We start from the raw sequence: 25169 nt of genomic DNA on the forward strand, positions 1-25169 counted from the left end.
AAGAGGTTTAGTCAATAGCCGGTTTGGGTTGCTATTAAATTTTACTGCCATAAATTTTGACGCAGAACGCAGGGTTTTCTTGGAGTTGTTCATGATTTTTAAGATCGTAAAGGTGTTTCTAAGTTGCATCCAGATTCACTATTCATTTTGCGAAGCAAAAATTGACAATTGATATCATTATTTCTCTATCATCTCCAAGTCTATTATCCGTCATTTTATCTGCTCTTGACTTCAACCTTCTAAAGCCCTACCTTTGCAAAAATTAAAAATATGAGTGATACAGTACTTTGTCCGAAATGCAGCTCTGAGTTTACCTATCCAAGCGATAATATGATGGTATGTTCTCAGTGTTTCTATGAATGGAATCCTGAAGAAGTAGCTTCTGAAACTGCTAACGAAGGAAAGATATTAGACTCAAACGGAAATGAACTTCAGGACGGAGATTCTGTAGTGGTAGTTAAAGACCTTCCTGTTAAAGGAGCGCCAAAGCCGGTGAAAGCAGGTACAAAGGTGAAAAATATCCGTTTAAGACCTGGAAGTGATCATAATATTGATTGTAAAATTGATGGCTTCGGAGCGATGGCTTTAAAATCAGAATTTGTAAAGAAAGCATAAAGCAATGGCTTTAGTTTTTGGCAACTTTAACAGGTTGTCCAGAAATTATTTGCCATAAGTGCATAAGAAAAGGAAAAAATTGGACAGTGTAATCTTTCAAAAGACTTAATTGCAAGATTGCTAATGTCCGTCTGGAAGGCAGAAAGAGAAATAACCAAAAATTTCCTTATGCTGTGTAACTACAAATGTAAGAAAAAGTTTCAGAACAGGTTCTTATATTTGTAGTTTTTTTATCCACAAATTGTGGATAAGTATAAGGGAATGTATTAGTTATGGGGAAGTCTAAATGAAAGAAATTCTAATTGATCCGTCTAACCTTTCGTCGGTATATAGCACCAGTTCCTTATCTTTAGCTTTAATCTTATTCCAGTAGTAGCTTCCTGCAAATCTGCTTTCCATTACCTCTGCGTCAAGCCCGTTTTCGGTGATTCTGATTTCTTTTGGATAATAAGATAATTTTTGAAGCTGAAAATCTGCTGCTTCAGTTTCACTAAAAATATTCACTTCACCAAAAAGCTTGGCAACATATGAATTATAAGGGTATCTGTAGGTTTGTTCCGGGCTGTCATTCTGAATTAATCGTCCATCCTGAAGGATGACAATCTGATCGAGCCACGGCATAATATCCTGAAGTTCGTGGGTAGAGATAATCAAAGAAATTCCGTGTTGGCTTACATACCGGAATAATCTTTCACGAAGTTCAATTTTTCTTGGAAAATCAAGGTTACTGAACGGTTCATCAAGAATAAGGAGTTTTGGAAGTACAGAAAGCGCTCTGGCAATAGCAACCCTTTGTTGCTGGCCTCCACTGAGATATTTAGGCAGAACATGGGCGAACTCCTGAAGTCCTACAACTTCGAGCAGTTCCATGACGGTTTCTTTCTTTTGTTTTAAATTGATATTCGAAATAAATTTTCCCACATTTTCAGCAACGGTAGCATAAGGCATCAGATCAAAGTTCTGAGCGACAAACTTCATTTCAGTCTCTCCCGGAACCAAATTTCCTTTTGGACCTAAAAGTCGGGTTCCATCAAAAATAATGTCACCACTTTGCCAGTCAAGAAGTCCATAAATTAAATTGAGAAGTGTTGATTTTCCACATCCGCTTTCTCCCGCTAAAGCTATAATTTTATTGGCCTCAAACCTTAAATTTAAGTTTTGAAACAGGGGTTTATCTTGGGTGTGAGAGAAAAATAAATTGTTTATTTCTAATAGCATATTACAAATGTAAGGTTTTTATGAAAACACAATTTTTTTTATTATATTAGCGGAAGTAATAAAAATAAATCAAAAATGAGAAAAAAACTGTTTTCGTTAGCTATTCCTGCTTTATTTATTGCTGCGGTGATGGTTTCTTGTAAAAAAGATAAACCTCTTACCAGCGAAGGTAATGAAGTAACGACTACCAAAGAAGGTAGCCAGTACTCTTTGGATACGCTAAACAGTAAGGTTGAATGGAAGGGATATAAAGTATTTAAATCTGAAAACACAAGTCACTTCGGAACAATTAAATTTGAAAGTGGCGATGTTACAGTGAAAGATGGAAAACTGGAAAGCGGTAAATTTGTTGCTGATATGAACTCTCTTACTTCTGTGGATTTGAAAGACAGTCCGGAAGATATGGGGAAATTAAACAGTCACCTTAAGAGCGGAGATTTCTTTGAAGTTGAAAAATTTCCTACAGCTTCTTATGAAATTACAAAAGTAACTCCTGCTACGGAAGGTGATTATAATACTCTTTTAGATGGTAATTTAACAATTAAAGGAATTACAAAGCCAGTTCAGTTTAAAGCTAATATTTCTGTGAAAGATGGAGAAGTGAGTGTGGCTACTGAACCGAAAGATATCAAAAGAGAAGAGTTTGGAGTAAAATTCCAGGCTCCGGCTGAAAACGGAGTGATTAAAGACGAGGTAACTCTTCAAATCAGCGTTAAAGCTTTAGAAAAGAAATAATTTTTTTATTTAAGTGAAATAAGTGATTGAAGTCTGCCTCCAGAAAAAGGGGCAGATTTTTTTATGACAGATTAATTATTAAACTTAAAAATCGTATTTTTGCAAAACATTTTGAAAGGGTAAAATAATGATAGAAAAGATAGAAGAACTACTGATCGAAGTAAACGGCTTCAGTGCTACCTCTAAGGAAGATATAGAGAGCTTCCGAATTAAGTACAACGGTAAAAAAGGGGTTCTTAATGATTTTTACGAAACATTAAAAGAAGTTCCTAACGACCAGAAGAAAGATTTCGGACAGAAGATCAATACTTTGAAACAGGCAGTTGCTGTGAAATTAGAAGATTTGAAAAATGCTTCTGCATCTTCTATTGTCCTGGAAAAAGAAGATCTTACAAGACCTGCATTTCCGCTGGAATTAGGTTCAAGACATCCGATCAACCTGGTAAAAAACAGAATTATTGAAATCTTCAAATCTATCGGCTTTGCAGTTGCAGACGGCCCTGAGATTGAAGATGACTGGCATAACTTTACAGCGCTTAATCTTCCGGAATATCATCCGGCAAGAGATATGCAGGATACGTTTTTTATTGAGCAGAATCCGGATATTCTTTTGAGAACGCATACATCTTCCGTACAAACACGTTATATGGAAGAAAATCAGCCGCCGATCAGAATTTTATCTCCAGGAAGAGTATTCAGAAACGAGGCTATCTCTTCACGTTCTCACTGTATTTTCCACCAGATTGAAGGATTATATATTGATGAGAATGTAAGTTTTGCAGATTTGAAGCAAACGATTCAGTTCTTTACCACAGAACTTTTCGGGAAGTCTAAAATCAGAATGAGACCATCATTCTTCCCTTTCACCGAACCAAGTGCTGAAATTGATGTGTATTGGGGATTAAACTCTGAGACCGATTACAGAATCACAAAGGGAACAGGCTGGTTGGAAATTATGGGCTGCGGAATGGTAGATCCTGCCGTCCTGAAGAATGTGAATATTGATTCTGAGAAATATTCAGGATATGCATTCGGAATGGGTATTGAAAGAATTACGATGCTTCTTTACCAAATGAGTGATATCAGAATGTTCTTTGAAAATGATATCAGAACATTAGAACAATTCAAGACATTATAAAAAATAAACCTCCGGAATTCCGGAGGTTCTTGTTTTTAATTACTGACCTAAGAAACAAAACGGTAATTAAAAACTGATTTTATTGAAAAATTTACACGTGTCCTGTTTCTTATGTTCATACTTCTGCTTAAAGGCAATTAAAGTATTTCATGCACAGGCAGCCTTTTTGCTGTCTCTACTAATAAGACAATCGGAAATCAGAATGTATTACATCAAAAATAAAAAAGTCTGTAAAAAATTACAGACTTTTAATTTTTGAAAATTATTTATAGTTTTATTTAAACTTCAAAGGATACTTTACATTTTTAAGATCGTCGATACTGGCCTTCAGTGAACCAACTGCCAGTTCGGCTTTCAACAGCATAGGAATATGATTGATATCATTGGAAACCCACATCGTTACGCCTTCTTTTTCTTTAAATACTCTTCCGCTTTTCACAGACGGAATGATTTTTAAACAGTTAATCGTTCCAAATTTGGTATTCAGATCTTCCGTTCCTGCTACTTTCAGCTGGAAGGGGAACATTTCGTCATCAATCCATACATTCATATTAATAATGGTTCCTACTTTCAGCTCATCAGGGCTTTTGCTTCTCAAATAATAAAAGCAGGAAAGCATATCCTGAACACCTTTTACCGATTTTAAAACTTTAGAACCATTGGCAGGTTCTTTTTTATCTGTTAAAATTAAGGTATTATTATCATGATTAAAAACTGTTTCAAAATGTTGACGATAGCCTCCTTCACGTACATTTCTTACATAAAAACTTGGAAGTCCTGTTTCTGTATTGATAAAGCTTTCATAAAGGTCATCTACTTTAAAAAATGCCTTTACGGCGCCGGTGGTTTGTCCGGTTCCTTTTACATACAGGTGAGGAACACCTTTGTAAGTTGTTTTTTTTGTAGTAAGATTTGCGGTACCGGCATTCAAAAACCCGTAATGGATCCTGAAAGTGATAGATTCGCCGTCTGCAATATTATCAACCTGAGCGGAACCCAGGAAGAATATAAAGAGTACAAAGAGGTTGAAAATTTTCTTCATGATATGACATTTACAAATACATTGCCAAATTTAAAATCTTAAAAGATAGATATTTGACAAATCTCAGGTTTTTATTTAGAATCAATTAAATATGCTTCGCATTAAAATTAGTAAATTTGCAGCTACATGTATAATTAAATTATCTTAAATATTATGATAACCACTGATATATTGATCATAGGTGCAGGGCCTACAGGACTTTTTGCAGTTTTTGAAGCTGGTCTTTTAAAAATGAAGTGTCACATTATTGATGCGCTTCCACAGCCGGGAGGGCAGTTGGCAGAACTTTATCCTAAAAAACCTATTTTCGATATTCCGGGATATCCTTCAGTGAATGCTGGAGAATTGGTGGATAATTTAATGGAACAGATCAAGCAGTTCCAACCTGGATTTACGCTGGGAGAAACTGCCGTTTCTTATACAAAGGTTGATGATGAGTGGTTTGAAGTGATCACCAACAAAGGAACTGTTCACAGATGTAAGGCTATTGCCATTGCTGGTGGATTGGGAACTTTTGAACCTAGAAAGCCTACTTTCGAAAATGTAGCTGATTATGAAGAAAAAGGTCTTGAATACTTCGTTAAAGAGCCTGAGCACTTCAGAAATAAAAAGGTAGTGATTGCAGGTGGAGGAGACTCTGCGCTTGACTGGAGTATTTTCCTTTCTAATGTAGCCAGCGAGGTGACTTTGATCCACAGAAGAAATGAGTTCAGAGGAGCTTTGGATTCAGTAGAAAAAGTACAGGATCTTAAAAACCAAGGGAAAATTAAATTAATTACTCCGGCTGAAGTTACAGGTATTAAAGGTGACGGAAAAGTAGAAGCTATCGTTGTACAAAAAGATGGTGAGGAGGCTTTTGATATTGAAACAGATTATTTTATTCCTTTATTCGGATTGACTCCAAAGTTGGGTGAGATCGGAAACTGGGGATTGAATATCGAGAAAAATGCTATTGTGGTAAACAATGCTCTTGATTACCAAACCAATATTGATGGGATTTATGCGATCGGAGATATCAACACCTATCCTGGAAAATTAAAGTTAATTCTTTGTGGTTTCCATGAAGCTACTTTAATGTGTCAAAGTGTGTATAACAGATTGAATCCCGGTAAAAAATTCGTATTAAAATATACAACGGTAAGTGGTGTAGACGGATTTGACGGAAGCCGTAAAGAAGCAGAGAAGGCAGTTGTGAAAAAAATTGACTAATTTTGCAAAATTATGTCAGATATTAATATTAAAATCACCGACAGAGAAGGTGTAACCCACGATGTTATTGCTCCAACGGATATGTCCATGAACTTAATGGAAATTATCCGTTCTTATGAATTGGCAGAAGAAGGTACGATTGGAGTATGTGGAGGAATGGCGATGTGTGCTTCATGTCAGGTGTATGTAATCAATGATCCGGGTCTGGAACCGATGGGAGATGAAGAAGATGCTATGTTGGCGGAAGCTTTCCATGTGAAAGATAACAGCAGATTGGGATGTCAGTTACATATTGCAGATCAAATGGAAGGACTTGAAGTGGAAATTGCTCCTTATCCTTAGAAAATATTTTTTAATCTTAATACAAAGCCCGTTTGAGTTTTCTCGAACGGGCTTTGTTTTTTTTACTTTATTTTGTATTTACTTTTTTAAGGGTTGAAATTTTGGATGTCCCACCTGCCATAATGCGAAAGCAAATATATCTGAGTATTCGTGGAAAACTACATCCTGATCACTTGTAAAATGACCGTTTTCATAATTAGCATACAATAAAACAGGTTTACCTGAAGATGTACTGTTTTGTAAAACGGTAGCGAATTTTGCAGGTTCCCATGGTGTAATTCTGGAATCGTTCATTCCGGTACTAACAATAACGGCCGGATATTTCATCCCTTTTTTTACCTTACTTTGGGCGTCCATTTCGATAAGGTATTTGGTGTCTTCAGGATTTTTTAAGCTTCCTATTTCCGGAATCTGATTGGCTCCGTTAGCCGAGTTTTGAGAACGGAGAACATTGGTCATTCCTACTTCTACAATGCCAGCTCCGTATAGATCAGGTCTTTCAGTAATCGCTCGCCCGATAAGAACCCCACCCATACTTGCTCCATTTCCAATGAGTTTTGAAGGGGAGGTATATTTTTGGCTAACAAGATATTCAGAGCAGGCAATGAAGTCTTTCCAGGTATTAGATTTTTTAGCTTTCATGCCATCCTTATGCCAATTGTCGCCTTTCTCACCTCCTCCTCTTACGTGGGCGACGGCCAATATTACACCTTGTTCCAGCAATACTGATAATCTATTGGAAAAACGAGGTGTATAAGATATTCCATAACCGCCATATCCTGTGATATAAGCTGGAGTATTGCCATCCATTTTTATGTTTTTGGGATAAATAATAGAAAGAGGAACCATGGTTCCGTCATGACTTTTTACTTCAGTTTCTTTTACTTCGTATAATGCATTGTAATCGGGGTAGCTGCTGTCCCCGTTGAAATATTTGCTCATTACAGCTTTACCATTTTCAGGGTTATAATCGTAAAAGGTACCGGGAGTAAGCCAATTGCTGTTATAACATTGCAGATGATCATTTTCACGGGAGTTAAAGGCATTTGAATGATTGATTCCGTCCGGTAGAGGAACTTTTTTTATGGCCAATGTTTTAAGATCTATCTGATATTTATCCTGAGTAATCCCATTGCTTAATGAATAGAATAAATAATTTTTAGAGCTGTGAATAGAGGTGATTACCGAACTGCTTTCAGGAACAATAACTTTGGCGTTATCGAAATCGGGATTGGACAGACTTGTCAATCCTATTTTATAATTGGGGGAATCCCTATGGCTAAGGAAAAACAACTGATCTCCGCTGATGTATGTTTGTATGATGTCATCAGATGATTTTATGATTTGTTTCCATTTGATTTTTTTATCTTTAATGGAAGAGAAAGGAGCATAGAATACAGGATTTTCAGATTTCGTAGAACCTATTTTTAAAATGATGGATTTATAATCATTTGTAAAGGAAACTTTAGGGAATTGTTCTGTCAATATATTTAGCTCAGGATATTCTTCTCTTGATCCCAACACAATATCTTTGTCCTGGCTGGTACCTATCTGGTGAATCATAGCTTTCATTTCTTTCAAAAGCATATTGCTATTGGGATCTCCTGTACTCATTTTAGTATAGATTATATATTTTCCGTCAGGGGTAAATTCAAAATTAAATTCACTCCATATGGGAGCCAGCACATCATCAAGGAATTTTTTAGTTTTTACATCTAAAATTCTAAGCTCGCAAATTTCACTTCCGGCTTTGGAGAATAACAGAGCTATTTGATTCCCTTTGGAATCTATTGTGAAATTGGTGATCTGAGCATCTTTTTTATACGTCTCCGGATCAAAAACTAATGTTTCTTTTCCTGTGGAAATATCTTTAGTGTAGAGCTTTGAGAGCTTTTCATTCTTTTTAGTTTTAACATAGAAATAAAGATTTCCTATTTGTTTTGCGTAGCCGTAAGAGTCACCACCCATTTCCTGAACCTGCTTCATACGGTTATAAAGTGCATCACGATTGGGAATTTTATCAATAATACTGTGACTGTAATCCGACTGAGCTTTAAACCATGTTTTTACTTCAGGATTTTTCAGATCTTCCAGCCATTGATAATTATCGGTGATTTTATTTCCAAAATAGTCATCGGTTGCTGGCTTTTCAGCAGTTTTTGGGTAATTATACTGGGCAAAACAAATCTGGCTCGCTAGTAAACAGCTTGTTAGAAATATGTATTTCATGGGGGTAGTTCTTTTGATAGTGATAAAACTTTAGCTACAAAAATACTAAACTATGACTAAGAATGACAATAGATTTGTAGAAAGAGGGAATACTTTAAAAAATATTCCCTCTTTTATTATTAAACTTCATCTTTAGAAATCCACTTTCCAACCGTTGGAGCTTCATAGTTTCTCATTTTTTCTAACAAATTATCGATGGTATCACTGATGAGCAGCATATCCTGGTTAACTTGCTTTAAAAAGCCTTTGTCCACCATCTTCTGAACCAGGTTAATCAAATCATCATAAAAGCCATCAATATTCAATACACCGATCGGTTTTTTATGAAGCCCGAGTTGCGACCAGGTGATCATCTCAAAGAATTCTTCCAATGTACCATAGCCGCCGGGAAGGACAATAACCCCATCACAAAGCTCGTTCATTTTGGTTTTCCTTTCATGCATCGATTCCACGATAATAAGCTCTGTCAGATTCTTGTGAGCAATTTCCTTTGATTGTAAAAACTGAGGAAGAACACCGGTTACTTTTCCGTTTTCACTTAAAGCACCATTGGCGATTGTTCCCATTAAACCGGTTTCTGAACCACCGTAAATCAGTTGTATATCTTGTTTTGCTAAAGTCTGACCAAGCAAAAATGCCTGCTCTTCGTAAATTTTATCTGTGCCAAAACTTGAGCCGCAGAAAACTGTTATGTTTTTCATTTTTTAAGATTTTATTTTTTTGAAAAAAAGGAATAATCCGGGAATAAGTAAAGAAAGGATGAGTTTCTGCTGTATGAAGTTAAAGAATGTTCGCAAAAAGGTGGAGCTTCCATAATAAAGTATTTCAAAAGGTCCAATTAATAAATCATAAAATGGTCTGAATTGAGGTCCAGAATATTCTGCTCCCAGTTCTTTGTATGAAACAATAGAAGGATCCCATTGCGGGAAGTATTTAAAGGTAATAAGCTGTAGGATATAAAATAGGATATAGGTAATAACACTAAGGAGAAAGCTCCAGGAAACCAATTTCAAATAGATGTTTTTCTTATTACGAATTTGTTGATAGGCTTTTATCACAAATAAGAAATAAACCAAGAAGATAGAAACTCCAATTAAGGGATTTAACCAGTGAGGATATCCATCGGGCGTGATACGGGAACCCCGTTTAAGTATGATGAATCCATCCAATAAATTGATTGCCAGTAATACTGCAGCGGAGTACAGCATGGTTATGTATAGTTTTTTCATTATTTTTAGAATAAAAAATATCCAAAATCAAAAGACTTTGGATATTTTATTTTTTCTATTTTATTTCTGAGGAATATTCGCCAAAATATCTTTCAGGAAGCTCCAGAACTTCTGAGCAGAAGGGATATTTGCCTTCTCATCAGGAGAGTGTGCTCCTCTGATTGTTGGCCCAAAGCTTACCATTTCCATTTCAGGATAATTGGCTCCGATGATTCCACACTCAAGGCCGGCATGACAAGCCACTACATGAGGCTTCTCATTGAATTTTTCGGTGTAGATCTTTTCCATGATCTGTACGATCTCAGAACCCGGTTTTGGTTTCCACCCTGGGTATGAACCGCTGAATTCTACATTCATTCCGGCCAATTCTGCTACAGATTTTAATTGTTCTGCTACAGAATATTTAGATGAATCTACAGAAGATCTCGTAAGGTTTAAGATTTTAAGTTCTCCGCCTTTCAATTCAACTCTTGCCACGTTGTTGGAAGCTTCCACAAGGTTTGCAACATCTGGGCTCATTCTGTACACTCCATTGTGAAGAGCTTTCAGAGTAAGAATCAATTTTTTTGAATCTGCTTCTGAAATCGATTTGTCAGAGGATGTAGAGTTTTCAATATTAATTTGAATACCCGGTTCTACTGAAGCGAATTCTTCTAAAATATCTTTTTTAAGAGCAGTTGCTTCTTCAATGAATTCCTGTGCATTTCTTACAGAGATAAGTGCAGCAGCTTCTCTTGGAATAGCGTTTCTTAAGCCACCACCGTCAATAGAGATGATTTCAATATTTTGTTTTTCCAAACCACTGTAAAGGAGTCTTCCTAAAATGATATTGGAGTTTCCGAAACCTTTGTGGATATCCATTCCGGAGTGACCTCCCTGAAGACCTTTTACTCCGATTTTCACAACCTGTCCTTTTGAAGCTTCAGTACTGTAGCTTTGAGTGATCGTTACATCAACACCTCCTGCACAACCGATGTCGATCTCATCATCTTCTTCGGTGTCAAGATTCAATAGGATATCTCCTTTTAATTGCCCCGGTTTTAAACCTAAAGCTCCTGTCATTCCTGTTTCTTCATCAATAGTAAATAAAGCTTCCAAAGCAGGGTGTGGAATATCTGAACTTTCAAGAATAGACATAATCGTCGCCACTCCCAAGCCGTTGTCAGCTCCTAAAGTAGTTCCTTTTGCCTTTACCCAGTCACCATCCACTTCCATTTTGATTCCTTCCGTTTCAAAATCAAAATTGACATCATTGTTTTTCTGGCAAACCATATCAAGGTGCGATTGAAGCACAATTGATTTACGGTTTTCCATTCCTGCAGTAGCCGGTTTTTTAATGATTACATTTCCTACTTCATCTACTGTCGTTTCCAGTCCGAGGTTTTCACCAAATCCTTTGATGAAAGCGATTACTTTTTCTTCTTTTTTTGATGGTCTTGGAACTGCATTTAACTTGGAAAAATTTTTCCAGATAATCTGCGGTTCTATGTTAGATAATTCCATTGAATTTTATTTTTCTCAAATTTACGAAATAAAAAATGCTTCCGTGAGATACAGAAGCATTTTTTATGAGTAGCTAAAGGCGAATAAGTAAATTTACAAATGCCCCTGTTTTCTTTTTGTTTTTAACATCCACATTCTCCGTAGATCGGTGTAGTGAAGACTGTACCATCAGGTTTTTCAATCGTCAGGGTCCCTTCAAATAACAAAGCTTCCTCGCCTTTTATTTTTTTACCTTTTACGGAAATTTTATAATTATCATTTTCAATTTCTTTGGTAAGCTCTTCGTCAACTTCCATATCGCTTGAAGAAATAAGATTCATTGCCACTCTTTTGCCATCCAGCATCATATAAGCAGTTTTGCCTGCATCATCAGCGTAGATGTATTTTTCTGATTCAAAATCAGCTTTATTGATCGCAAAGTAGCATGAACATTCTTTAATCTCCTTTGGAAATGGAATATTTCCAACCAGAATTTTTCCCTCAGAATGTTTTGCAGCTGCAGAATCTTTAACAATACTTAAAGAGTCGCCGGGATTGGAAGTGGAAACAGTTTCTTTTTCTTTTTTACAAGCAATCAAAAGAAACGCAGAAAATAAGATAATTAGGTATTTCATTTGTTTGTGGTTTTATTTTTTAGCCTCTGGCTCTTTCAAGAAGGGTCATCATTAACAATGAAAGGATTACTAAGCTTTCTTCCTCATCGTCAATATCAATTAACCTATCCAACTGGAATCTTCTTCCGAAGAACGAAGGCATTTTTTTTAATTTAAAATAAGCTTTTCCATCCATTCCCATTACAGTATACGATGGATTCAGAAAATATCCGGTAAACATTCCGATGATAGGAAGTTCTCCTACAAAACTATCCCAAAATCTTACCCAGGCATTGTCTTCCTGAACTTTGAATTTCGGTTGATCATTGGCATCAAGAACATCATAGCTGGCTTTCCAGATAGAACGCATGCCTTTTCTTGCTAATCTGCCGAAGTTTTTATTGTTTGCCACATCGTTTAACGAGTAGGAAGCATTGAAATCGATCCATTTATTTGCTCTGATTCTAAAAAGCTCCTTCGACTTGCTCTCATCATTAAAAACGATTACATCTTCTTTCAGTTTAAACATTTTCTGACGTACATAGGCTACGTAGTTTCCATTTCTGTCTGTAATGTTGAAGTCGCTGGCTAAGGTAGTGATTTTGAATTTGAAATCCAGTGGATAATTAAGATTGTTAAGTACCATGTTAGTTTATTTTTTTCATATTTAATTCGAGCCGCAAATATAAAGGTTTTTTTAGAGTTCTAAGTATCGCAGATGTCATGAAAAGATTAAATTATCAGACGGGACATTGTGCGGGTGGAAGTTGTAGAGATAGGGTTAGAAATAATAGATGATAGATGATAGATAAATGGGGTAAAGATCTGAGAACTGTAAGATACCCGATTTGCTTCAGGATAGATAATTTGCAACAAAGCGAATTGAGTATTCCCTATGGATTATCATGTTTTTGTTTTCATTTTCGACAATCAATTTTCAACTTTAATCCTTATTTTTGTGCTTATGGATTACCCAAGTAAAGTTTTGGCAAAAGCAGTGGATGAGATTTCGGGATTACCTGGTATCGGGCGGAAGACTGCATTGAGATTAGCACTGCATTTATTGAAGCAACCCAGTTCCAGAGCAGTAAGTCTTGGAAATTCCCTGATCAATCTTGTCAACGAAATAAAATACTGCAAAGAATGTCATAATTTTTCAGATTTTGAGATCTGTGAAATTTGCAGCAATGAAAAAAGAAACGGCGAGCTGATCTGCATCGTTGAAGATGTACGTGATGTTATTGCAATTGAAAATACAGGAAAATACACCGGAAAATACTTGATTCTGGGTGGAAAGATATCTCCGATGGAAGGAGTTGGTCCCAATCAATTAAACATTCCAAGTATTGAAAGAAAATTGAATGAAGGGAAAGTGAAGGAATTTATTTTTGCGTTGAGTGCTACGATGGAAGGAGATACCACAGCTTATTATGTTTATAAAAAATTTAAAAATTTTAATGTAAATTTTTCAAGCATTGCAAGAGGAATTTCAGTAGGAGATGAGTTGGAATATGCTGATGAAATTTCTTTAGGAAGATCCATTATCAACCGATTGCCATACAACGAAAAGGATTAATTATGAAGCTGTCTGTTATTATTGTTAATTATAATGTTACCCAATTACTAAAAAGCTGTCTTTTATCAATTCAGAAATACGTAAAAGAGCTGGACTATGAGATAATTGTGATTGATAACGCCTCTACAGATAGTTCATGGGGAGATCTTATCCCCGAATTTCCTACTGTACACTTTATTTCTTCTGAGAATAACGGAGGGTTTTCAAAAGCCAATAATCAAGCGATACAAACTGCCACAGGAGAATATCTGCTACTTTTAAATCCTGATACGGAATTGGAAGGATTTTATATGAAAGAACTTATTGATTTTGCAGATTCTCATACTGACTTCGGAGGTATGGGAGTACACATGCATGATGCAGAAGGAAACTTTCTGCCGGAAAGCAAGCGTTCGGTTCCCGATATGTTCAATTCTTTTGAGAAATTATTTACAAGTTTTAAAAAGAAAAACTCCAGGTCTTATTACAGAAATGATATAGAAGAAACAGCCATTGCTGAAGTAGAAGTGGTAACAGGTGCTTTTTTATTGATTAAAAGAGAGGTTTACCAAAATATTGGCGGGCTGGATGATGCTTATTTTATGTATGGAGAAGATATTGATCTTTGCTATACATTGTTGAGAAATGGCTACAGGAACTATTATTATGGAAAGGCTTCAATTCTTCATCATAAAGGGGAAAGCACCGTGAAAGATGAAGTTTATTTAAGCCGGTTTTATGGAGCCATGCAGATTTTCATTGATAAATATTATAAGGAAGCAAAACCAATGCAATATTCATTTTTAAAAGCTGGTTTAAAACTTCGCCATCAGATTGAAAAGATCAAGTTGAAATAGTACTTTGGAACTCTCTTCTCTTCTTACAAAATCAAAAATCTGATGTCGGTTCAAATAAAAAAGCAACTCAATTGAGTTGCTTTTATTGTATATCTAATGATTACCTTCTTATTTAGCCGGTGTTGCAGGAGCCTGCGCCGGAGTAGTTGTTGTAGAAGAAGCAGGAGCCTTTTTAGCAGGAGCTTCTTTTTTAACTGGTTGTTGCTGACCTGGTGCCACTTGTGATGGCTTACCTGTAATAACAACGCTTAAAAGGATCAGAACGATGATAGTTCCGCCTAGAGTCCATGTTGCTTTTTCCATGAAATCATTGGTTCTCTGTACTCCAAACTGTGCAGATGATGCACCTCCGAAAGTACTGGAAAGGCCTCCTCCTTTAGGATTTTGAGCCATAACGATAATTACCAATAAAACACTGGCAATCATAATAAGAACCATCAATAGTGTAAATATAGTGTCCATTAATTCTGATATCTTTTTGAATGGGCAAATTTAATCTTTTTTTACTGAACAACAAAAAAAGATGCTGGTAAATATGGATTAACTGCCAAAGTTTATAAATCAGACAATGATTTTACGCTAAAAATAAGGTTGAGATAGGGTTCAGGTTTATTTTTATGACCTGGAGAACGGTGATGTAAGGTTGAGCTAAAATGGTTAGATTACTTTTTCTCGCAGATCCAGCAGATTTTTTATTTATCTGCGTAATCTGCAAAATCAGCGTGAGATAAATAATTGGCTGTACTCAATTTTATCGCAGATAAGATCCTAGCTTCCTAAAAACAGACTAATTTCCCAACAAAAAGGGCTGTCTCAAAAGTGAGACAGCCCTTTTTTATAAAGAAAATCTTTCTTATTTAAAATCAGAATCTTTAGCCTGGTTCAGCTGATAAGACTGTACGGCCATATTAATATCCATTCCGCCCATATTCTGAATAATGGTGAATGGAAACTTTACACCTGAAACATCTTTATAATCGGCATAGCTCGTTGGGATAGAACCTCCTTCACCAGATTTTATCTCACCGGTTTTCAGACCCGTTTTTACACTGTAATAATAGGTTTGTTTTGGTCCTTTTACCACATAAGAATCTTCGTTGTTATACTTTTCTATTCCTGCCAGCTTTAATTCTGCTGATTTGGCAAAAGTCAATTCCGGGAAAAGCTCAGGCTCAGTCATTGATGCTTTTTGCTTGTCATTCAAAGGAATTTTTTTCCCTTGTGCTTCCATATAGCCGTCTTTACCATCAAAAACGATCTTTTGAAGCGTATTGCCCATCATTTTCATCTCCATCATCATCTTTCCGCCTTTTGCCTGAAGGAGTTTCATACTCATGTCCATTCCCTGTACTTTGGTATTGGCATCAGCAGTAATGGAAGTTACTTTCTGAACGGCTGCCAAACCTCCGATGGCATTGATGTATTTATCAGCTACAGAACCGATTGTTACATTAGCATCGATTTTCTGCGTAGTAGGTTTGGTTGCAGGATTGGCTTCTTTATCAAAGTATTTTACAGAATAGCCCAGTTTTTCAAGTCCTTCAGAAATATCAGAAGCTTTACCGGCAATGAAAATTCTGCTTTGGTTGGGAAGAATCGTTGCTTTTACCGCATTTGAAACATCTGCAGCAGTTACTTTATCAATAGATTTCAAATAGTTGGTGTAGAAATCAGCAGGAAGATCCTGAACTTTTTGATTTAAAGCAAACCTTGCAATCGTTTCCGGCTTTTCTAAAGACATAATAAAAGCCCCTTTTAGTTTTGCCTTTGCATTATCCAGTTCTTCAGGTTTTACCGTAGAAATTGCATTAAGCTCATTCATCACTTCTTTAACAGCCTTATCTGTTACCTCATTTCTTACACTTGTTTCAGCCGAGAATTCAGGAGAATATTTGCTTGGCGTCATGCTGGAATAGGCTCCGTAAGTAAATCCGTTTTTCTCTCTAAGATTCATAAAAAGTCTTGCTTCACCGCCGCCGCCAAGAATATAATTGGCGATCGTAGCAGGGAAGTAGTTCGGATCTTTCATTTTAAGTGTGTTCAGATTGCCGACGGATAATACCGATTGTACTGCTGAAGGTACATCAACCACATTAATCTCAGTTTTAGCAACGTTGGAAGCCGGTTCCAATGCCGCAAATTTTGTATTTGATTTTTTCCAGCTTCCGAAAGCTTTCTCAACCAATGGCTTTATCTGGTCAAATTTTACATCTCCCACAATAACCAAATAGGCATTGTCCGGTGAATAGTATTTGTTGTAAATATTCTGAACATCTGCCAATTGAATTTTATTAATAGACTCAATGGTTTCAAATTCTCCTCTTGAGGTATTTTTCCCATACATCAAAGCAGTAGAGACTCTTGAAGCAATGGAAGAAGCATTTTTCTCATCAGCTTTTAAACCCTCTATCGTTCTTTCTTTTGAGTTTTGAATTTCTTCTGCTGAAAATTTAGGATTTACAATAGCATCAGCCATTAATCCCAATACTTCAGGAAAATATTTTGAAAGAGAATTTGAAGAAGCTCCATTAGAACTAAAGCTCAGGTTGGCTCCTAAAAAGTCTACTTTTTTGTTAAAATCATCTTTGCTTAAATGAGTTGTCCCGTTTTCAAGCTGATCTGCCATGATGGAGCTTACTCCGCTGATATTTCCTTCATAATAAGGAGGTCTGTCCATGGAAAGAGTAGTATTTACTCTTGGCAGTTTGTTGTTTTCAACGACCATTACCGTAAGCCCGTTGCTTAGCTGGAAGGTCTTTGGTTTAGCAATGTTGATGGCAGGAGTAGGTCCTGGTTTTGGCATTGCATTGATATCTATTTTTTGGGCATTAAGCATTCCTGCAAATAAAAATGCCGCTGCTATATAGGTGAATTGCTTTTTCATTGGTAAAATTATTTTTTCTCAGGAACGTAGTTGATAATGATTCTTTGGTTAGAATTTAGATACTTTTTAGCTGCATTTTGAAGATCTTGTCTTGAAATAGATCTGTAAATGTCGATTTCCTTATTGATAAGGTTGGTATTTCCCATCAATACGTGGTTGGTAGCCAAAGAAGCCGCAATTCCCTGAATGCTTGAATTCTGGTTCACAAACTGATTTTCAAACTGGTTTTGAAGTTTTTGATAATCTTCTTCAGAAATTAAAGTCGTCTGAAGCTTTTTGATCTCCGCATCAATGTCAGCTTGTAATGTTTGTTTGGTCGTTTGTCCCATCGGGATTGCAAAAAAGGCGAAAATACTGTAATCTTCAAGCCCCTGGTTGAAAGCTGCTACCTGAAGTGCTTTTTTCTCCTGATCTACTAATTTTTTATATAAAACAGATGATTTACCATTACTTAAATAAGAAGACAGCATATCTAAAACATAAGCGTCTTTTTCTTTATTAGCAGGTGTTCTGTAAGCAAAAATATAAGCCGGAAGCTGGATGTTAGGATCCGTTGCTGTTACCTCTTTCTCCTGAGTAATCGGAGCATCTTTTGGGAAATCCTTTGGATAGATCGTTCCTTTTGGAATTCCTCCGTAATATTCCTCAACCCATTTTTTAGTTTGTTCAGGTTTAATATCACCTGCAATGACCAAAGTTGCGTTATTAGGAACATAATATTTTTTATAAAATGCCTGGAACTCTTCAAGCTTTGCTGAATTCAGATCTTCCATAGAACCGATTGTAGGCCAGTTGTACGGGTGATTCGTGAACAGATTTTTTTGAATAGTCGGGAAAAGATTTCCGTAAGGCTGATTATCCATTCTCAATCTCTTCTCTTCTTTTACAACTTCTCTTTGTGTATCTACACCCACCTGGTTGATAACCGCGTGACGCATTCTTTCAGATTCCATCCAAAGTCCAAGTTGCTCGTTATTCGATGGGAAAGTTTCGTAATAATATGTTCTGTCGTTGGTGGTATTTGCATTGTTTTGTCCTCCATTTGAAGAAACAATCTTGAACCAATCACCTCTTTTAATATTAGGTGTTCCTTCAAAAAGAAGGTGTTCAAAGAAGTGTGCAAAACCTGTTCTGCCTTTTACTTCATCTTTCGCTCCTACGTGGTACATTACCCCTGTGGTAACTACCGGCGCTGAATTATCCTGATGAAGAATTACGTGAAGACCGTTGGGAAGGTCATACTCTTCGAATTTGATTTGCTGTGCATTCAGCATGAGCCCGAAGAAAGCTACGGCAGCAGCAGAAAGAAATCGCTTTTTCATAAACTTAGAAATTGTTTTGTCAATTAGTAGAATCTATAGGTAAGATGTTACAATATTGTACATCTCTCTTGGGTGACAGGAAATATGTTACTGTTCTTCTTTCTTATTTTTCCAGAAAGAAAGTTGCTTGCGAAGCTCTTTATTTAGTTCTTTTAGCTCTTTGATACGGGCTTCGTATTGCTCGACCAATTTTTCAGAGGTATTGTAGTTATTAGTCTGATTCTGAATCATATTATTACTGGAATTTTCATTAGCTGAATTTTTCTTATTTATCTGTGTATAAGCTTCTTCTGGCTTTAAAAGTTCATAAATATCTATTTCATAAAACTCAGAGATTTTCAGAAGATTATCTATTCCAGGTTTTGTCTGGTCGTTTTCTCATTTTCCGTATGCAGTTTGTGAAACATCAAGTTCAACGGCAATCTGTGTTTGTGATAGTTTTTTTTCGTTTCTCAGCTCACGAAGTTTAGTTCCTAAGACATAATGGATGTATTTTTTTTGCTAATTTACTGTTTTTTAGATTTTAAAATTAAAACAAATGTTGTGGATTTTAAAACAAAAGTTGTTGTATACATTGAGATTTAATTTTAGTTTTGTTTAATTTCACATCAGAGTGAATTTGAAAAACAATTATATTTAACAACTTAAAAAACATTCAAATGCCTATGAAAAACAAAATTATTTTCAAGTTTCTATTGCTGGCAGTCTTTACGATTTCTCTATATTCATGTATGCATGATGAAATTTATGCTTCTCCTGACCTGACTTCTAACGAATATACGAACAAAAGTCTCTGGAAAGAAGATGAAAAATATATTGGGAATGTGAAAAAAGTATTTGAAAAGTATGCTGATAAGAATTATTTTACTACCAACTTTGGAACTGTAAACTGGGATTACGCGCTCACAATGGGAAATTTTGATGAAAGTTTCTTAGAAGCTCCTGTTATTAAAGATGGTAAAGTAAGCTTTGTTCTTGTCGCATATAGAGAAGGTGACAGAGTTTTTTTTAAAAGAAAGGAAGGTAGAGATTCAAACGAATTTTTTGATGTTCTGGTCTTTAAAGAAAGAAAACAATTAAAGGGAAGAATAGTAAATGATAGAGCTTCTTCAAAAGGACAATTGTGTTACACCGTAGAGGTCACATGGACATGGACAAATGATGACGGAAGTGCGGGAGAAACCTTTTCCTATAATAAGACAACATGCAAAGGCTCGGGTCCTTATTTACCCTGTCAAAGCGTTGAAGTAAATAATAACTGCGGGGGGGCTACAGCAGGAGGCCCCCCCGGAAGTGGTTCTGGAGGTAGCGGAGGTTATCCTTATACTCCTGAATTTAAAGAATTTATAGATAATTGTGCAAAAGTAAAGACTTTGAGAAATAACGCAACATTTAAAAGTAATGTTACTAATTTAGAAGGAAAAACAGGAATGAAAGGAGAAACCGGCTATATCCAGAGAGCTGATGGAAGTTATATATATCAAGATACTTCCGGACAAACTGAAACCTCAAATACCCTATCTCTTCCAAGACCTGACCTGCCCGAGAATAAAAATATAATGGCTTATCTTCATACACATATTAATGATTATACTTATACAAACGCTGATGGAGATGAAGAAACAAGAACAGGAATAAAAATGTTTTCTCCGGCCGATGTTTGGTATTTAATGGATATGCTGAGAAATGCCCAGGAACAGGGAAGACCTTTATCCGATGTATATGCAGTAATGGTTACAAGTAAAGGGAATTATCAGATCCGATTTATAGGAAATCAGTATCAGATTAAAAGCTTCACAAAACAACAGATTGAAGATTTTACAAAATCATATAAAGGACTTATGGGTGAAGAATCTACAGATTTAGAATTGTCTTTTTTAAATTTTATTAGCGAAACAATGAATGTTAAAGCTGTTAATCTCTATAAAATGGATTCTAATGGCACCAATTATGAGATAAAACTAAATGATGATAAAAAAGGTAAAATTACAACTGGATGCCCGGGCTAACTAGAAAAATAAAAATTATGAAAAATATATTAAGTATTATCTGTTTTACAGTTTTTACAGCTTGTACAGCACAAACCCTTTCTCTTGAAACAATAGCGCAATGCAGCTTTAATGACCAGACATGTCCCCCTGTTACCTATGTAAAAGATATCAATAATTCTTTAAATAAATATGTCGGAACATGGAAAGGAACTCTTAATGGCAAAATTTATGAGTTTAATTTTATTAAAAAAGAAAATGTTGGAGAAACTCGAAAATGGGATAGATTAATTGGACGACTAAAAATTACAAATGCCAATGGTCTTGTAGAGTTTGATAGTTTTAATAAAACAGATATTGAGTTACAAAAAGATTTTAGAGGTTTTAATTTTCAAAAAGATTTAAAGGCATATTTGATGAGTTTTTTTGGTGGAAGATTAGGCTGTATAGATTATGGATATACATATTTAAGAATAAAACCGGAAACACCAAATCTAATGTCCATTAATTTCCATCCTGATAACGATATTGTTACCCAAGACTGTAGTAATTTTAAAACTACATTGCCAGACAATCAGATTATACATTTAACAAAACAATAATTTCAAATTATCCTTAAATAACAAAATGATTGGCTCTACCACAGACAGGTAAGGCTAATCATTGTTATTTAAAACCTACAATGAATAAATCTAGAGATCTAGAACTTACATTCTTAAACTTTATCAGCGAAACAATGAATGTAAAAGCTGTTAATCTCTATAAAATGGATTCTAATGGCACCAATTATGAGATAAAACTAAATGATGATAAAAAAAGTAAAATCCGGGTTAACTAGAAAAATATAAATTATGAAAAGAAATATAATACTCTTATTACTTATAAACATAGGATTAATTTCGTTCAAATCTCAAATTATTAGCCTAGAACAAGCTGCAGCTTATCCCACGCAGTCTGACGGTAGAAGCCTGCCAGAAGGGATAATTTATTAATGGGAGCATCCTTTATTTTTTTTTTTTTTTTTTTTTTTTTTGAGTTATTATGTGTATGAAAATCAAATAATTACAAGCTTTAAAAAGAGAACTAATTCATGACCCCATTAATATATCAATATTGTAACCAGATAATGACAGAGGCTTTAATTGAAAACTACAGTGAACTTGCTGATTATAAAAACATTTAAAAATGATAAGAAAGAATATTAAAATCAACGATCCCTGTCCTGAAAAATGGGAGAATATGCAAGACTCTCAGGAAGGAAAGTTTTGCAAAAAATGTTCTAAATACATAGTAGATTTTGCAGAGAAAACGGACGAACAGATTCAGAATGTTTTCGATACTGCTAATGGTAAGGAAATTTGTGGGAGGATACCTTCAATTTCCATTCCTAAAATTGCAGCCGGTATTATTTTAATCACAAATTTTACTTTTGTTCAAGCTCAGATCGAAAACAACTTTAAGGCAGCTACAGAGCAAAAGGCAGTAGATGTTACCAGATTATCAGGGAGACTTATTTTCAAAGAGACCAAAAAAATAATTCCCAACACCGAAGTATTATTGATCACCAAAAGTAAATTGATAAAAACCACTACCAATGAAAATGGATATTTTTTATTGAAGATTCCTAATGATCTTATTGAGGATGAAAATGTATTGTACTTTAATTTTGACAAACTTAATGAAGCAAAAAGGAAAGGAAATAAAGTAGGAGATACTATAAGTGGCTATAGTTATGGGAATCAGGCAGTAATTTTCAAGGGAAATGAAAAAATTGAAAATAAGGAATTTCAAATCGGTTATGGAGGATTTACGATTGGGGCTGTTGTTATTGTAAATGATCCACAGCCAGATTATTACTGCTTCAATGGCAAAAGTATGAGCCGGGAAAAATTTTTAAAGCTGAGAAAGAAAAATCCTCACTATCCCTATTTTTCCTTTGAAGGTAAGGAAGCAAAGGTGGTTTCTAAGATTGATTATTTAGATACTTTACATTTACTGTATTCAGATTAAAAGTAAACCATCCTCTAGCTTGCTGCCTCCAATGTCTTTTCTCATAGTCTTCAATCTCTAATTTCCAACTTCTCCAATGAAAGTTTGAATTCTCCTCTGAATACATTAATTTTGTGTTCCCAAAAATTTTTTTGCTGTATGGACTATTTGAAAGGACTCAATGAATCACAATATGAAGCCGTTACCTCTTTACAAGGACCTTTGATGGTGCTTGCAGGAGCAGGTTCCGGAAAAACACGTGTATTGACTATGCGTATTGCCCATTTAATACACAATGGAATAGATCCTTTCAATATCCTGGCTCTGACATTTACCAATAAAGCAGCCCGGGAAATGAAAGACCGTATTGCAAAAGTAGTAGGTGACAGCAATGCAAGAAGCCTTTGGATGGGTACTTTTCACTCTGTTTTTGCCAGAATTTTAAGAATCGAAGCGCATGTTCTGGGATATCCTTCCAACTTTACCATCTATGATCAGCAGGATGCTTTGAATGTGATTAAGAAAGTGTTGAAAGACATGAATATTGATGCTGACCTTTACAAACCCAAAAAAGTTCAGGCAAGAATTTCCACCTACAAAAACAACCTGATTACGGTAAAAGCCTATTTCAATAATCCAGAATTGATGGAAGCTGATGAAAAGGCCAATATGAAATTTATCGGGCAGATTTATCAAAGGTATGTAGACGCATGTTTCAGAAACGGTTCCATGGATTTTGATGATTTGTTATTGAAAACCAACGAATTATTGACCCGTTTTCCGGAAGTACTGGCCAAATATCAGGATCGATTCAGGTATATCATGGTAGATGAGTACCAGGATACCAACCATTCTCAGTATCTTATTGTAAAAGCACTGGCTTCAAAATTCGAGAATATCTGTGTGGTGGGAGATGATGCTCAGTCTATTTACTCTTTCCGTGGGGCCAATATTTATAATATCTTAAACTTTAAAAAAGATTATCCTGATGCAGTAACGGTATCTCTGGAACAGAACTATCGCTCCACTCAGAATATTGTTAATGCCGCTAATGTTGTTATTGCTAAAAACTTACAGCAGTTCAAGAAAAATGTGTTCAGTGATAACGAAGAAGGAGATAAAATCAAGATATATCGTTCCCTTTCCGATGCCGATGAAGCGAACTTCGTAGCCGGAAATATCTGGGAACTCCGCAACCGTGACCAGAGAAAATATAGTGATTTCGCTATTTTATATAGAACAAACTCTCAGACCAGAGCATTTGAAGATGCCTTGAGACGTAAAAATATCCCATATAAGGTATATGGTGGCCTTTCTTTCTATCAAAGGAAGGAGGTGAAAGATTTAATAGGATACCTACGCCTTCTGATCAATGAAAACGATTCTGAGGCGTTGATGAGAATTATCAACTATCCAACAAGAGGAATTGGCGAAACAACTCAGAATAAGCTGATTGTTTTTGCTGATGCACAAAATGTTTCCATTTCAAAAATTTTGGATAACCTTCCGATGTATGCTCCTCAATTGGGACTGAACAATGGCGTTCTCAATAAATTGAATGACTTCTGGTCGATGATCAAGGCTTTTCAGGTATTGCTGAAAACAGAAACGGCTTATAGTGTGGCTATGGAAGTAGCAAAACGAAGCGGATTAATCAAATTTTTGAAGGATGATCAGACTCCGGAGGGAATTTCGAGAGTAGAAAACGTTCAGGAATTGATGAACTCAATGCAGGGATTCATTGAAGAACAGATGCAGTTGGAAGACGGAGATCCGAGTCTTTCTAATTTCCTTGAGAATATTGCACTTTCTGCCGATACTCAAGATAAAAACCTTGAAGACGATATGGTTTCTCTGATGACCATTCACCTTTCAAAAGGATTGGAGTTCCCGGTTGTACATCTTGTGGGACTTGAAGAAAATCTCTTTCCGAGTTTTATGAGTTCTGCAACCAGAGAAGATCTGGAAGAGGAGAGAAGACTGTTCTATGTGGCTTTAACAAGAGCCGAGAAACAAGCATTTTTCTCGTACGCTGTTTCCCGTTTTCAATGGGGGAAAATTACTGATGCAGAGCCTTCAAGATTCTTAAGTGAAATTGATGATCAATATATTGAATTCTTAAATCCTGCACTGGAAAAAAGATTTATCAATAACTCCGGGGTGAAATCTAATATTTTTGACGAACATCCTTCCGAAGTGAAAGGGTTCAAAAAAGTTGAGAAAAAGACAATTGAAAAAGGAGATAACTCAAAGCCTGCTCCGGAAGCAAGAAAACTTAAACCGGTAAGCACTGCAAAAATTATTAATCCAAGCGGAGCATCCTCTCAGGATATTGAAGTGGGAGATAAAGTAAGACATGATCGTTTTGGAATTGGTGAAGTTTCCTTTTTAGACGGAACCGATCCTCAGAATATCAAAGCAAAAGTAATTTTCATCCATGAAGGAGAGAAAAACCTGATTCTTAAATATGCAAAACTGACCAAGATTTAAAATAAGAAGCTTCTACAATTACTTCCGACAAAGGAGGAATCTCAGATAGCTCAGATTTTTTAATTCAATTCAGAACTGCTTTAGTCTGTATTCAGAATATCAATAAAAAACGGATTCAATATTGGATCCGTTTTTTATTGTCTTAAAAACCGTATCTTTAATAAGGGATAGAAAGAAACGATAATTATTTTTTATAAAATAAAGTCTATTGATTTTGTAGACTAATGAATA

General features: G+C 35.6%; 24 protein-coding genes. 11 read left to right on the plus strand and 13 right to left on the minus strand.

The features are described from left to right. Positions 1-270: 270 nt before the first annotated feature. Positions 271-615 (plus strand): zinc ribbon domain-containing protein YjdM, encoded by a 345-nt coding sequence (locus tag EG342_RS11580; protein WP_103290681.1) that lies wholly within the window; start codon positions 271-273, stop codon positions 613-615. A 282-nt stretch (positions 616-897) separates the two neighbouring features. On the opposite strand, the gene EG342_RS11585 is transcribed toward EG342_RS11580, so the two are convergent. Next, complete coding sequence (locus EG342_RS11585; RefSeq protein WP_103290678.1) at positions 898-1833, minus strand: sulfate/molybdate ABC transporter ATP-binding protein; 936 nt, start codon at positions 1831-1833, stop codon at positions 898-900. A 75-nt stretch (positions 1834-1908) separates the two neighbouring features. Between EG342_RS11585 and EG342_RS11590 the strand changes: the two genes are divergently transcribed. After that, on the plus strand, positions 1909-2568 hold the full coding sequence (locus EG342_RS11590) for a YceI family protein (protein WP_103290676.1): 660 nt from the start codon (positions 1909-1911) through the stop codon (positions 2566-2568). Positions 2569-2695: 127 nt separating this feature from the next. Next, a complete protein-coding gene (gene pheS, locus EG342_RS11595) occupies positions 2696-3706 on the plus strand; it encodes a phenylalanine--tRNA ligase subunit alpha (protein WP_103290673.1) in 1011 nt (336 codons plus the stop codon). Between the two features lie 274 nt (positions 3707-3980). On the opposite strand, the gene EG342_RS11600 is transcribed toward pheS, so the two are convergent. Beyond that, positions 3981-4748 carry a DUF3108 domain-containing protein gene (locus EG342_RS11600; RefSeq protein WP_103290670.1) on the minus strand — a complete coding sequence of 256 codons (768 nt, stop codon included), beginning with the start codon at positions 4746-4748 and terminating at the stop codon, positions 3981-3983. A gap of 153 nt (positions 4749-4901) precedes the next feature. Here EG342_RS11600 and EG342_RS11605 point away from each other — a divergent pair, with 153 nt between their 5' ends. Both EG342_RS11605 and EG342_RS11610 read left to right on the plus strand, forming a co-directional pair. Beyond that, the gene (locus EG342_RS11605) at positions 4902-5957 is read left to right on the plus strand and encodes an NAD(P)/FAD-dependent oxidoreductase (protein WP_103290667.1); all 1056 of its coding nucleotides are present in this window, start codon (positions 4902-4904) and stop codon (positions 5955-5957) included. Positions 5958-5969: 12 nt separating this feature from the next. Then, complete coding sequence (locus EG342_RS11610) at positions 5970-6299, plus strand: 2Fe-2S iron-sulfur cluster-binding family protein (RefSeq protein ID WP_103247743.1); 330 nt, start codon at positions 5970-5972, stop codon at positions 6297-6299. A gap of 78 nt (positions 6300-6377) precedes the next feature. On the opposite strand, the gene EG342_RS11615 is transcribed toward EG342_RS11610, so the two are convergent. From EG342_RS11615 to EG342_RS11640, 6 genes are all read right to left on the minus strand, one after another. Next, a complete protein-coding gene (locus tag EG342_RS11615) occupies positions 6378-8528 on the minus strand; it encodes a prolyl oligopeptidase family serine peptidase (RefSeq protein WP_103290664.1) in 2151 nt (716 codons plus the stop codon). A gap of 119 nt (positions 8529-8647) precedes the next feature. Further along, entirely contained in the window at positions 8648-9229 is a 582-nt protein-coding gene (locus EG342_RS11620) for an LOG family protein (RefSeq protein ID WP_103290661.1), read from the minus strand. Between the two features lie 3 nt (positions 9230-9232). Further along, entirely contained in the window at positions 9233-9757 is a 525-nt protein-coding gene (locus EG342_RS11625; protein ID WP_123868085.1) for a hypothetical protein, read from the minus strand. Between the two features lie 60 nt (positions 9758-9817). Then, a complete protein-coding gene (locus EG342_RS11630) occupies positions 9818-11260 on the minus strand; it encodes an aminoacyl-histidine dipeptidase (protein WP_103290655.1) in 1443 nt (480 codons plus the stop codon). A 122-nt stretch (positions 11261-11382) separates the two neighbouring features. After that, positions 11383-11874 (minus strand): hypothetical protein, encoded by a 492-nt coding sequence (locus tag EG342_RS11635; protein WP_103290653.1) that lies wholly within the window; start codon positions 11872-11874, stop codon positions 11383-11385. A gap of 19 nt (positions 11875-11893) precedes the next feature. Continuing rightward, entirely contained in the window at positions 11894-12499 is a 606-nt protein-coding gene (locus EG342_RS11640; protein ID WP_103290651.1) for an LURP-one-related/scramblase family protein, read from the minus strand. Positions 12500-12817: 318 nt separating this feature from the next. Between EG342_RS11640 and recR the strand changes: the two genes are divergently transcribed. Further along, the gene (gene recR, locus EG342_RS11645; RefSeq protein ID WP_103291702.1) at positions 12818-13429 is read left to right on the plus strand and encodes a recombination mediator RecR; all 612 of its coding nucleotides are present in this window, start codon (positions 12818-12820) and stop codon (positions 13427-13429) included. Positions 13430-13431: 2 nt separating this feature from the next. Beyond that, positions 13432-14265 (plus strand): glycosyltransferase family 2 protein, encoded by an 834-nt coding sequence (locus tag EG342_RS11650; protein ID WP_103290649.1) that lies wholly within the window; start codon positions 13432-13434, stop codon positions 14263-14265. Between the two features lie 108 nt (positions 14266-14373). Here EG342_RS11650 and secG read toward each other — a convergent pair whose 3' ends face one another. The 5 genes from secG to EG342_RS25715 all read right to left on the minus strand — a co-directional run bounded on the left by secG (position 14374) and on the right by EG342_RS25715 (position 18960). Further along, positions 14374-14727 (minus strand): preprotein translocase subunit SecG, encoded by a 354-nt coding sequence (secG, locus tag EG342_RS11655; RefSeq protein ID WP_103290646.1) that lies wholly within the window; start codon positions 14725-14727, stop codon positions 14374-14376. Positions 14728-15118: 391 nt separating this feature from the next. Beyond that, positions 15119-17149, minus strand: a complete 2031-nt coding sequence (locus tag EG342_RS11660) for a M16 family metallopeptidase (RefSeq protein WP_103290643.1) — start codon at positions 17147-17149, stop codon at positions 15119-15121. A gap of 8 nt (positions 17150-17157) precedes the next feature. Next, positions 17158-18471, minus strand: a complete 1314-nt coding sequence (locus EG342_RS11665) for a M16 family metallopeptidase (protein ID WP_103290642.1) — start codon at positions 18469-18471, stop codon at positions 17158-17160. An 87-nt stretch (positions 18472-18558) separates the two neighbouring features. Further along, positions 18559-18702 carry a hypothetical protein gene (locus tag EG342_RS25155; RefSeq protein WP_164465176.1) on the minus strand — a complete coding sequence of 48 codons (144 nt, stop codon included), beginning with the start codon at positions 18700-18702 and terminating at the stop codon, positions 18559-18561. Positions 18703-18849: 147 nt separating this feature from the next. Next, complete coding sequence (locus EG342_RS25715) at positions 18850-18960, minus strand: helix-turn-helix domain-containing protein (RefSeq protein ID WP_103291701.1); 111 nt, start codon at positions 18958-18960, stop codon at positions 18850-18852. Between the two features lie 176 nt (positions 18961-19136). On the opposite strand from EG342_RS25715, the gene EG342_RS11675 reads away from it, so the two are divergent. From EG342_RS11675 to EG342_RS11690, 4 genes are all read left to right on the plus strand, one after another. Continuing rightward, a complete protein-coding gene (locus tag EG342_RS11675) occupies positions 19137-20480 on the plus strand; it encodes a hypothetical protein (protein WP_123868086.1) in 1344 nt (447 codons plus the stop codon). Between the two features lie 17 nt (positions 20481-20497). Then, the gene (locus EG342_RS11680; protein ID WP_123868087.1) at positions 20498-21061 is read left to right on the plus strand and encodes a DUF6705 family protein; all 564 of its coding nucleotides are present in this window, start codon (positions 20498-20500) and stop codon (positions 21059-21061) included. A 583-nt stretch (positions 21062-21644) separates the two neighbouring features. Continuing rightward, the gene (locus tag EG342_RS11685; RefSeq protein WP_103290631.1) at positions 21645-22469 is read left to right on the plus strand and encodes a peptidase associated/transthyretin-like domain-containing protein; all 825 of its coding nucleotides are present in this window, start codon (positions 21645-21647) and stop codon (positions 22467-22469) included. A 138-nt stretch (positions 22470-22607) separates the two neighbouring features. Beyond that, positions 22608-24938: an ATP-dependent helicase gene (locus tag EG342_RS11690; protein ID WP_103290628.1), complete on the plus strand. Its 2331-nt coding sequence runs from the start codon at positions 22608-22610 to the stop codon at positions 24936-24938. Positions 24939-25169 lie beyond the last annotated feature (231 nt).

It is taken from the genome of Chryseobacterium lactis (genome assembly GCF_003815875.1).
Lineage (GTDB): Bacteria > Bacteroidota > Bacteroidia > Flavobacteriales > Weeksellaceae > Chryseobacterium > Chryseobacterium lactis.

Excerpts from the sequence above, each read along its gene's own strand:
- EG342_RS11580 (WP_103290681.1), top strand. The coding sequence starts at position 271 with ATGAGTGATACAGTACTTTGTCCGAAATGCAGCTCTGAGTTTACCTAT.
- EG342_RS11585 (WP_103290678.1), bottom strand. The coding sequence starts at position 1,833 with ATGCTATTAGAAATAAACAATTTATTTTTCTCTCACACCCAAGATAAA.
- EG342_RS11590 (WP_103290676.1), top strand. The coding sequence starts at position 1,909 with ATGAGAAAAAAACTGTTTTCGTTAGCTATTCCTGCTTTATTTATTGCT.
- pheS (WP_103290673.1), top strand. The coding sequence starts at position 2,696 with ATGATAGAAAAGATAGAAGAACTACTGATCGAAGTAAACGGCTTCAGT.
- EG342_RS11600 (WP_103290670.1), bottom strand. The coding sequence starts at position 4,748 with ATGAAGAAAATTTTCAACCTCTTTGTACTCTTTATATTCTTCCTGGGT.
- EG342_RS11605 (WP_103290667.1), top strand. The coding sequence starts at position 4,902 with ATGATAACCACTGATATATTGATCATAGGTGCAGGGCCTACAGGACTT.
- EG342_RS11610 (WP_103247743.1), top strand. The coding sequence starts at position 5,970 with ATGTCAGATATTAATATTAAAATCACCGACAGAGAAGGTGTAACCCAC.
- EG342_RS11615 (WP_103290664.1), bottom strand. The coding sequence starts at position 8,528 with ATGAAATACATATTTCTAACAAGCTGTTTACTAGCGAGCCAGATTTGT.
- EG342_RS11620 (WP_103290661.1), bottom strand. The coding sequence starts at position 9,229 with ATGAAAAACATAACAGTTTTCTGCGGCTCAAGTTTTGGCACAGATAAA.
- EG342_RS11625 (WP_123868085.1), bottom strand. The coding sequence starts at position 9,757 with ATGAAAAAACTATACATAACCATGCTGTACTCCGCTGCAGTATTACTG.
- EG342_RS11630 (WP_103290655.1), bottom strand. The coding sequence starts at position 11,260 with ATGGAATTATCTAACATAGAACCGCAGATTATCTGGAAAAATTTTTCC.
- EG342_RS11635 (WP_103290653.1), bottom strand. The coding sequence starts at position 11,874 with ATGAAATACCTAATTATCTTATTTTCTGCGTTTCTTTTGATTGCTTGT.
- EG342_RS11640 (WP_103290651.1), bottom strand. The coding sequence starts at position 12,499 with ATGGTACTTAACAATCTTAATTATCCACTGGATTTCAAATTCAAAATC.
- recR (WP_103291702.1), top strand. The coding sequence starts at position 12,818 with ATGGATTACCCAAGTAAAGTTTTGGCAAAAGCAGTGGATGAGATTTCG.
- EG342_RS11650 (WP_103290649.1), top strand. The coding sequence starts at position 13,432 with ATGAAGCTGTCTGTTATTATTGTTAATTATAATGTTACCCAATTACTA.
- secG (WP_103290646.1), bottom strand. The coding sequence starts at position 14,727 with ATGGACACTATATTTACACTATTGATGGTTCTTATTATGATTGCCAGT.
- EG342_RS11660 (WP_103290643.1), bottom strand. The coding sequence starts at position 17,149 with ATGAAAAAGCAATTCACCTATATAGCAGCGGCATTTTTATTTGCAGGA.
- EG342_RS11665 (WP_103290642.1), bottom strand. The coding sequence starts at position 18,471 with ATGAAAAAGCGATTTCTTTCTGCTGCTGCCGTAGCTTTCTTCGGGCTC.
- EG342_RS25155 (WP_164465176.1), bottom strand. The coding sequence starts at position 18,702 with ATGATTCAGAATCAGACTAATAACTACAATACCTCTGAAAAATTGGTC.
- EG342_RS11675 (WP_123868086.1), top strand. The coding sequence starts at position 19,137 with ATGAAAAACAAAATTATTTTCAAGTTTCTATTGCTGGCAGTCTTTACG.
- EG342_RS11680 (WP_123868087.1), top strand. The coding sequence starts at position 20,498 with ATGAAAAATATATTAAGTATTATCTGTTTTACAGTTTTTACAGCTTGT.
- EG342_RS11685 (WP_103290631.1), top strand. The coding sequence starts at position 21,645 with ATGATAAGAAAGAATATTAAAATCAACGATCCCTGTCCTGAAAAATGG.
- EG342_RS11690 (WP_103290628.1), top strand. The coding sequence starts at position 22,608 with ATGGACTATTTGAAAGGACTCAATGAATCACAATATGAAGCCGTTACC.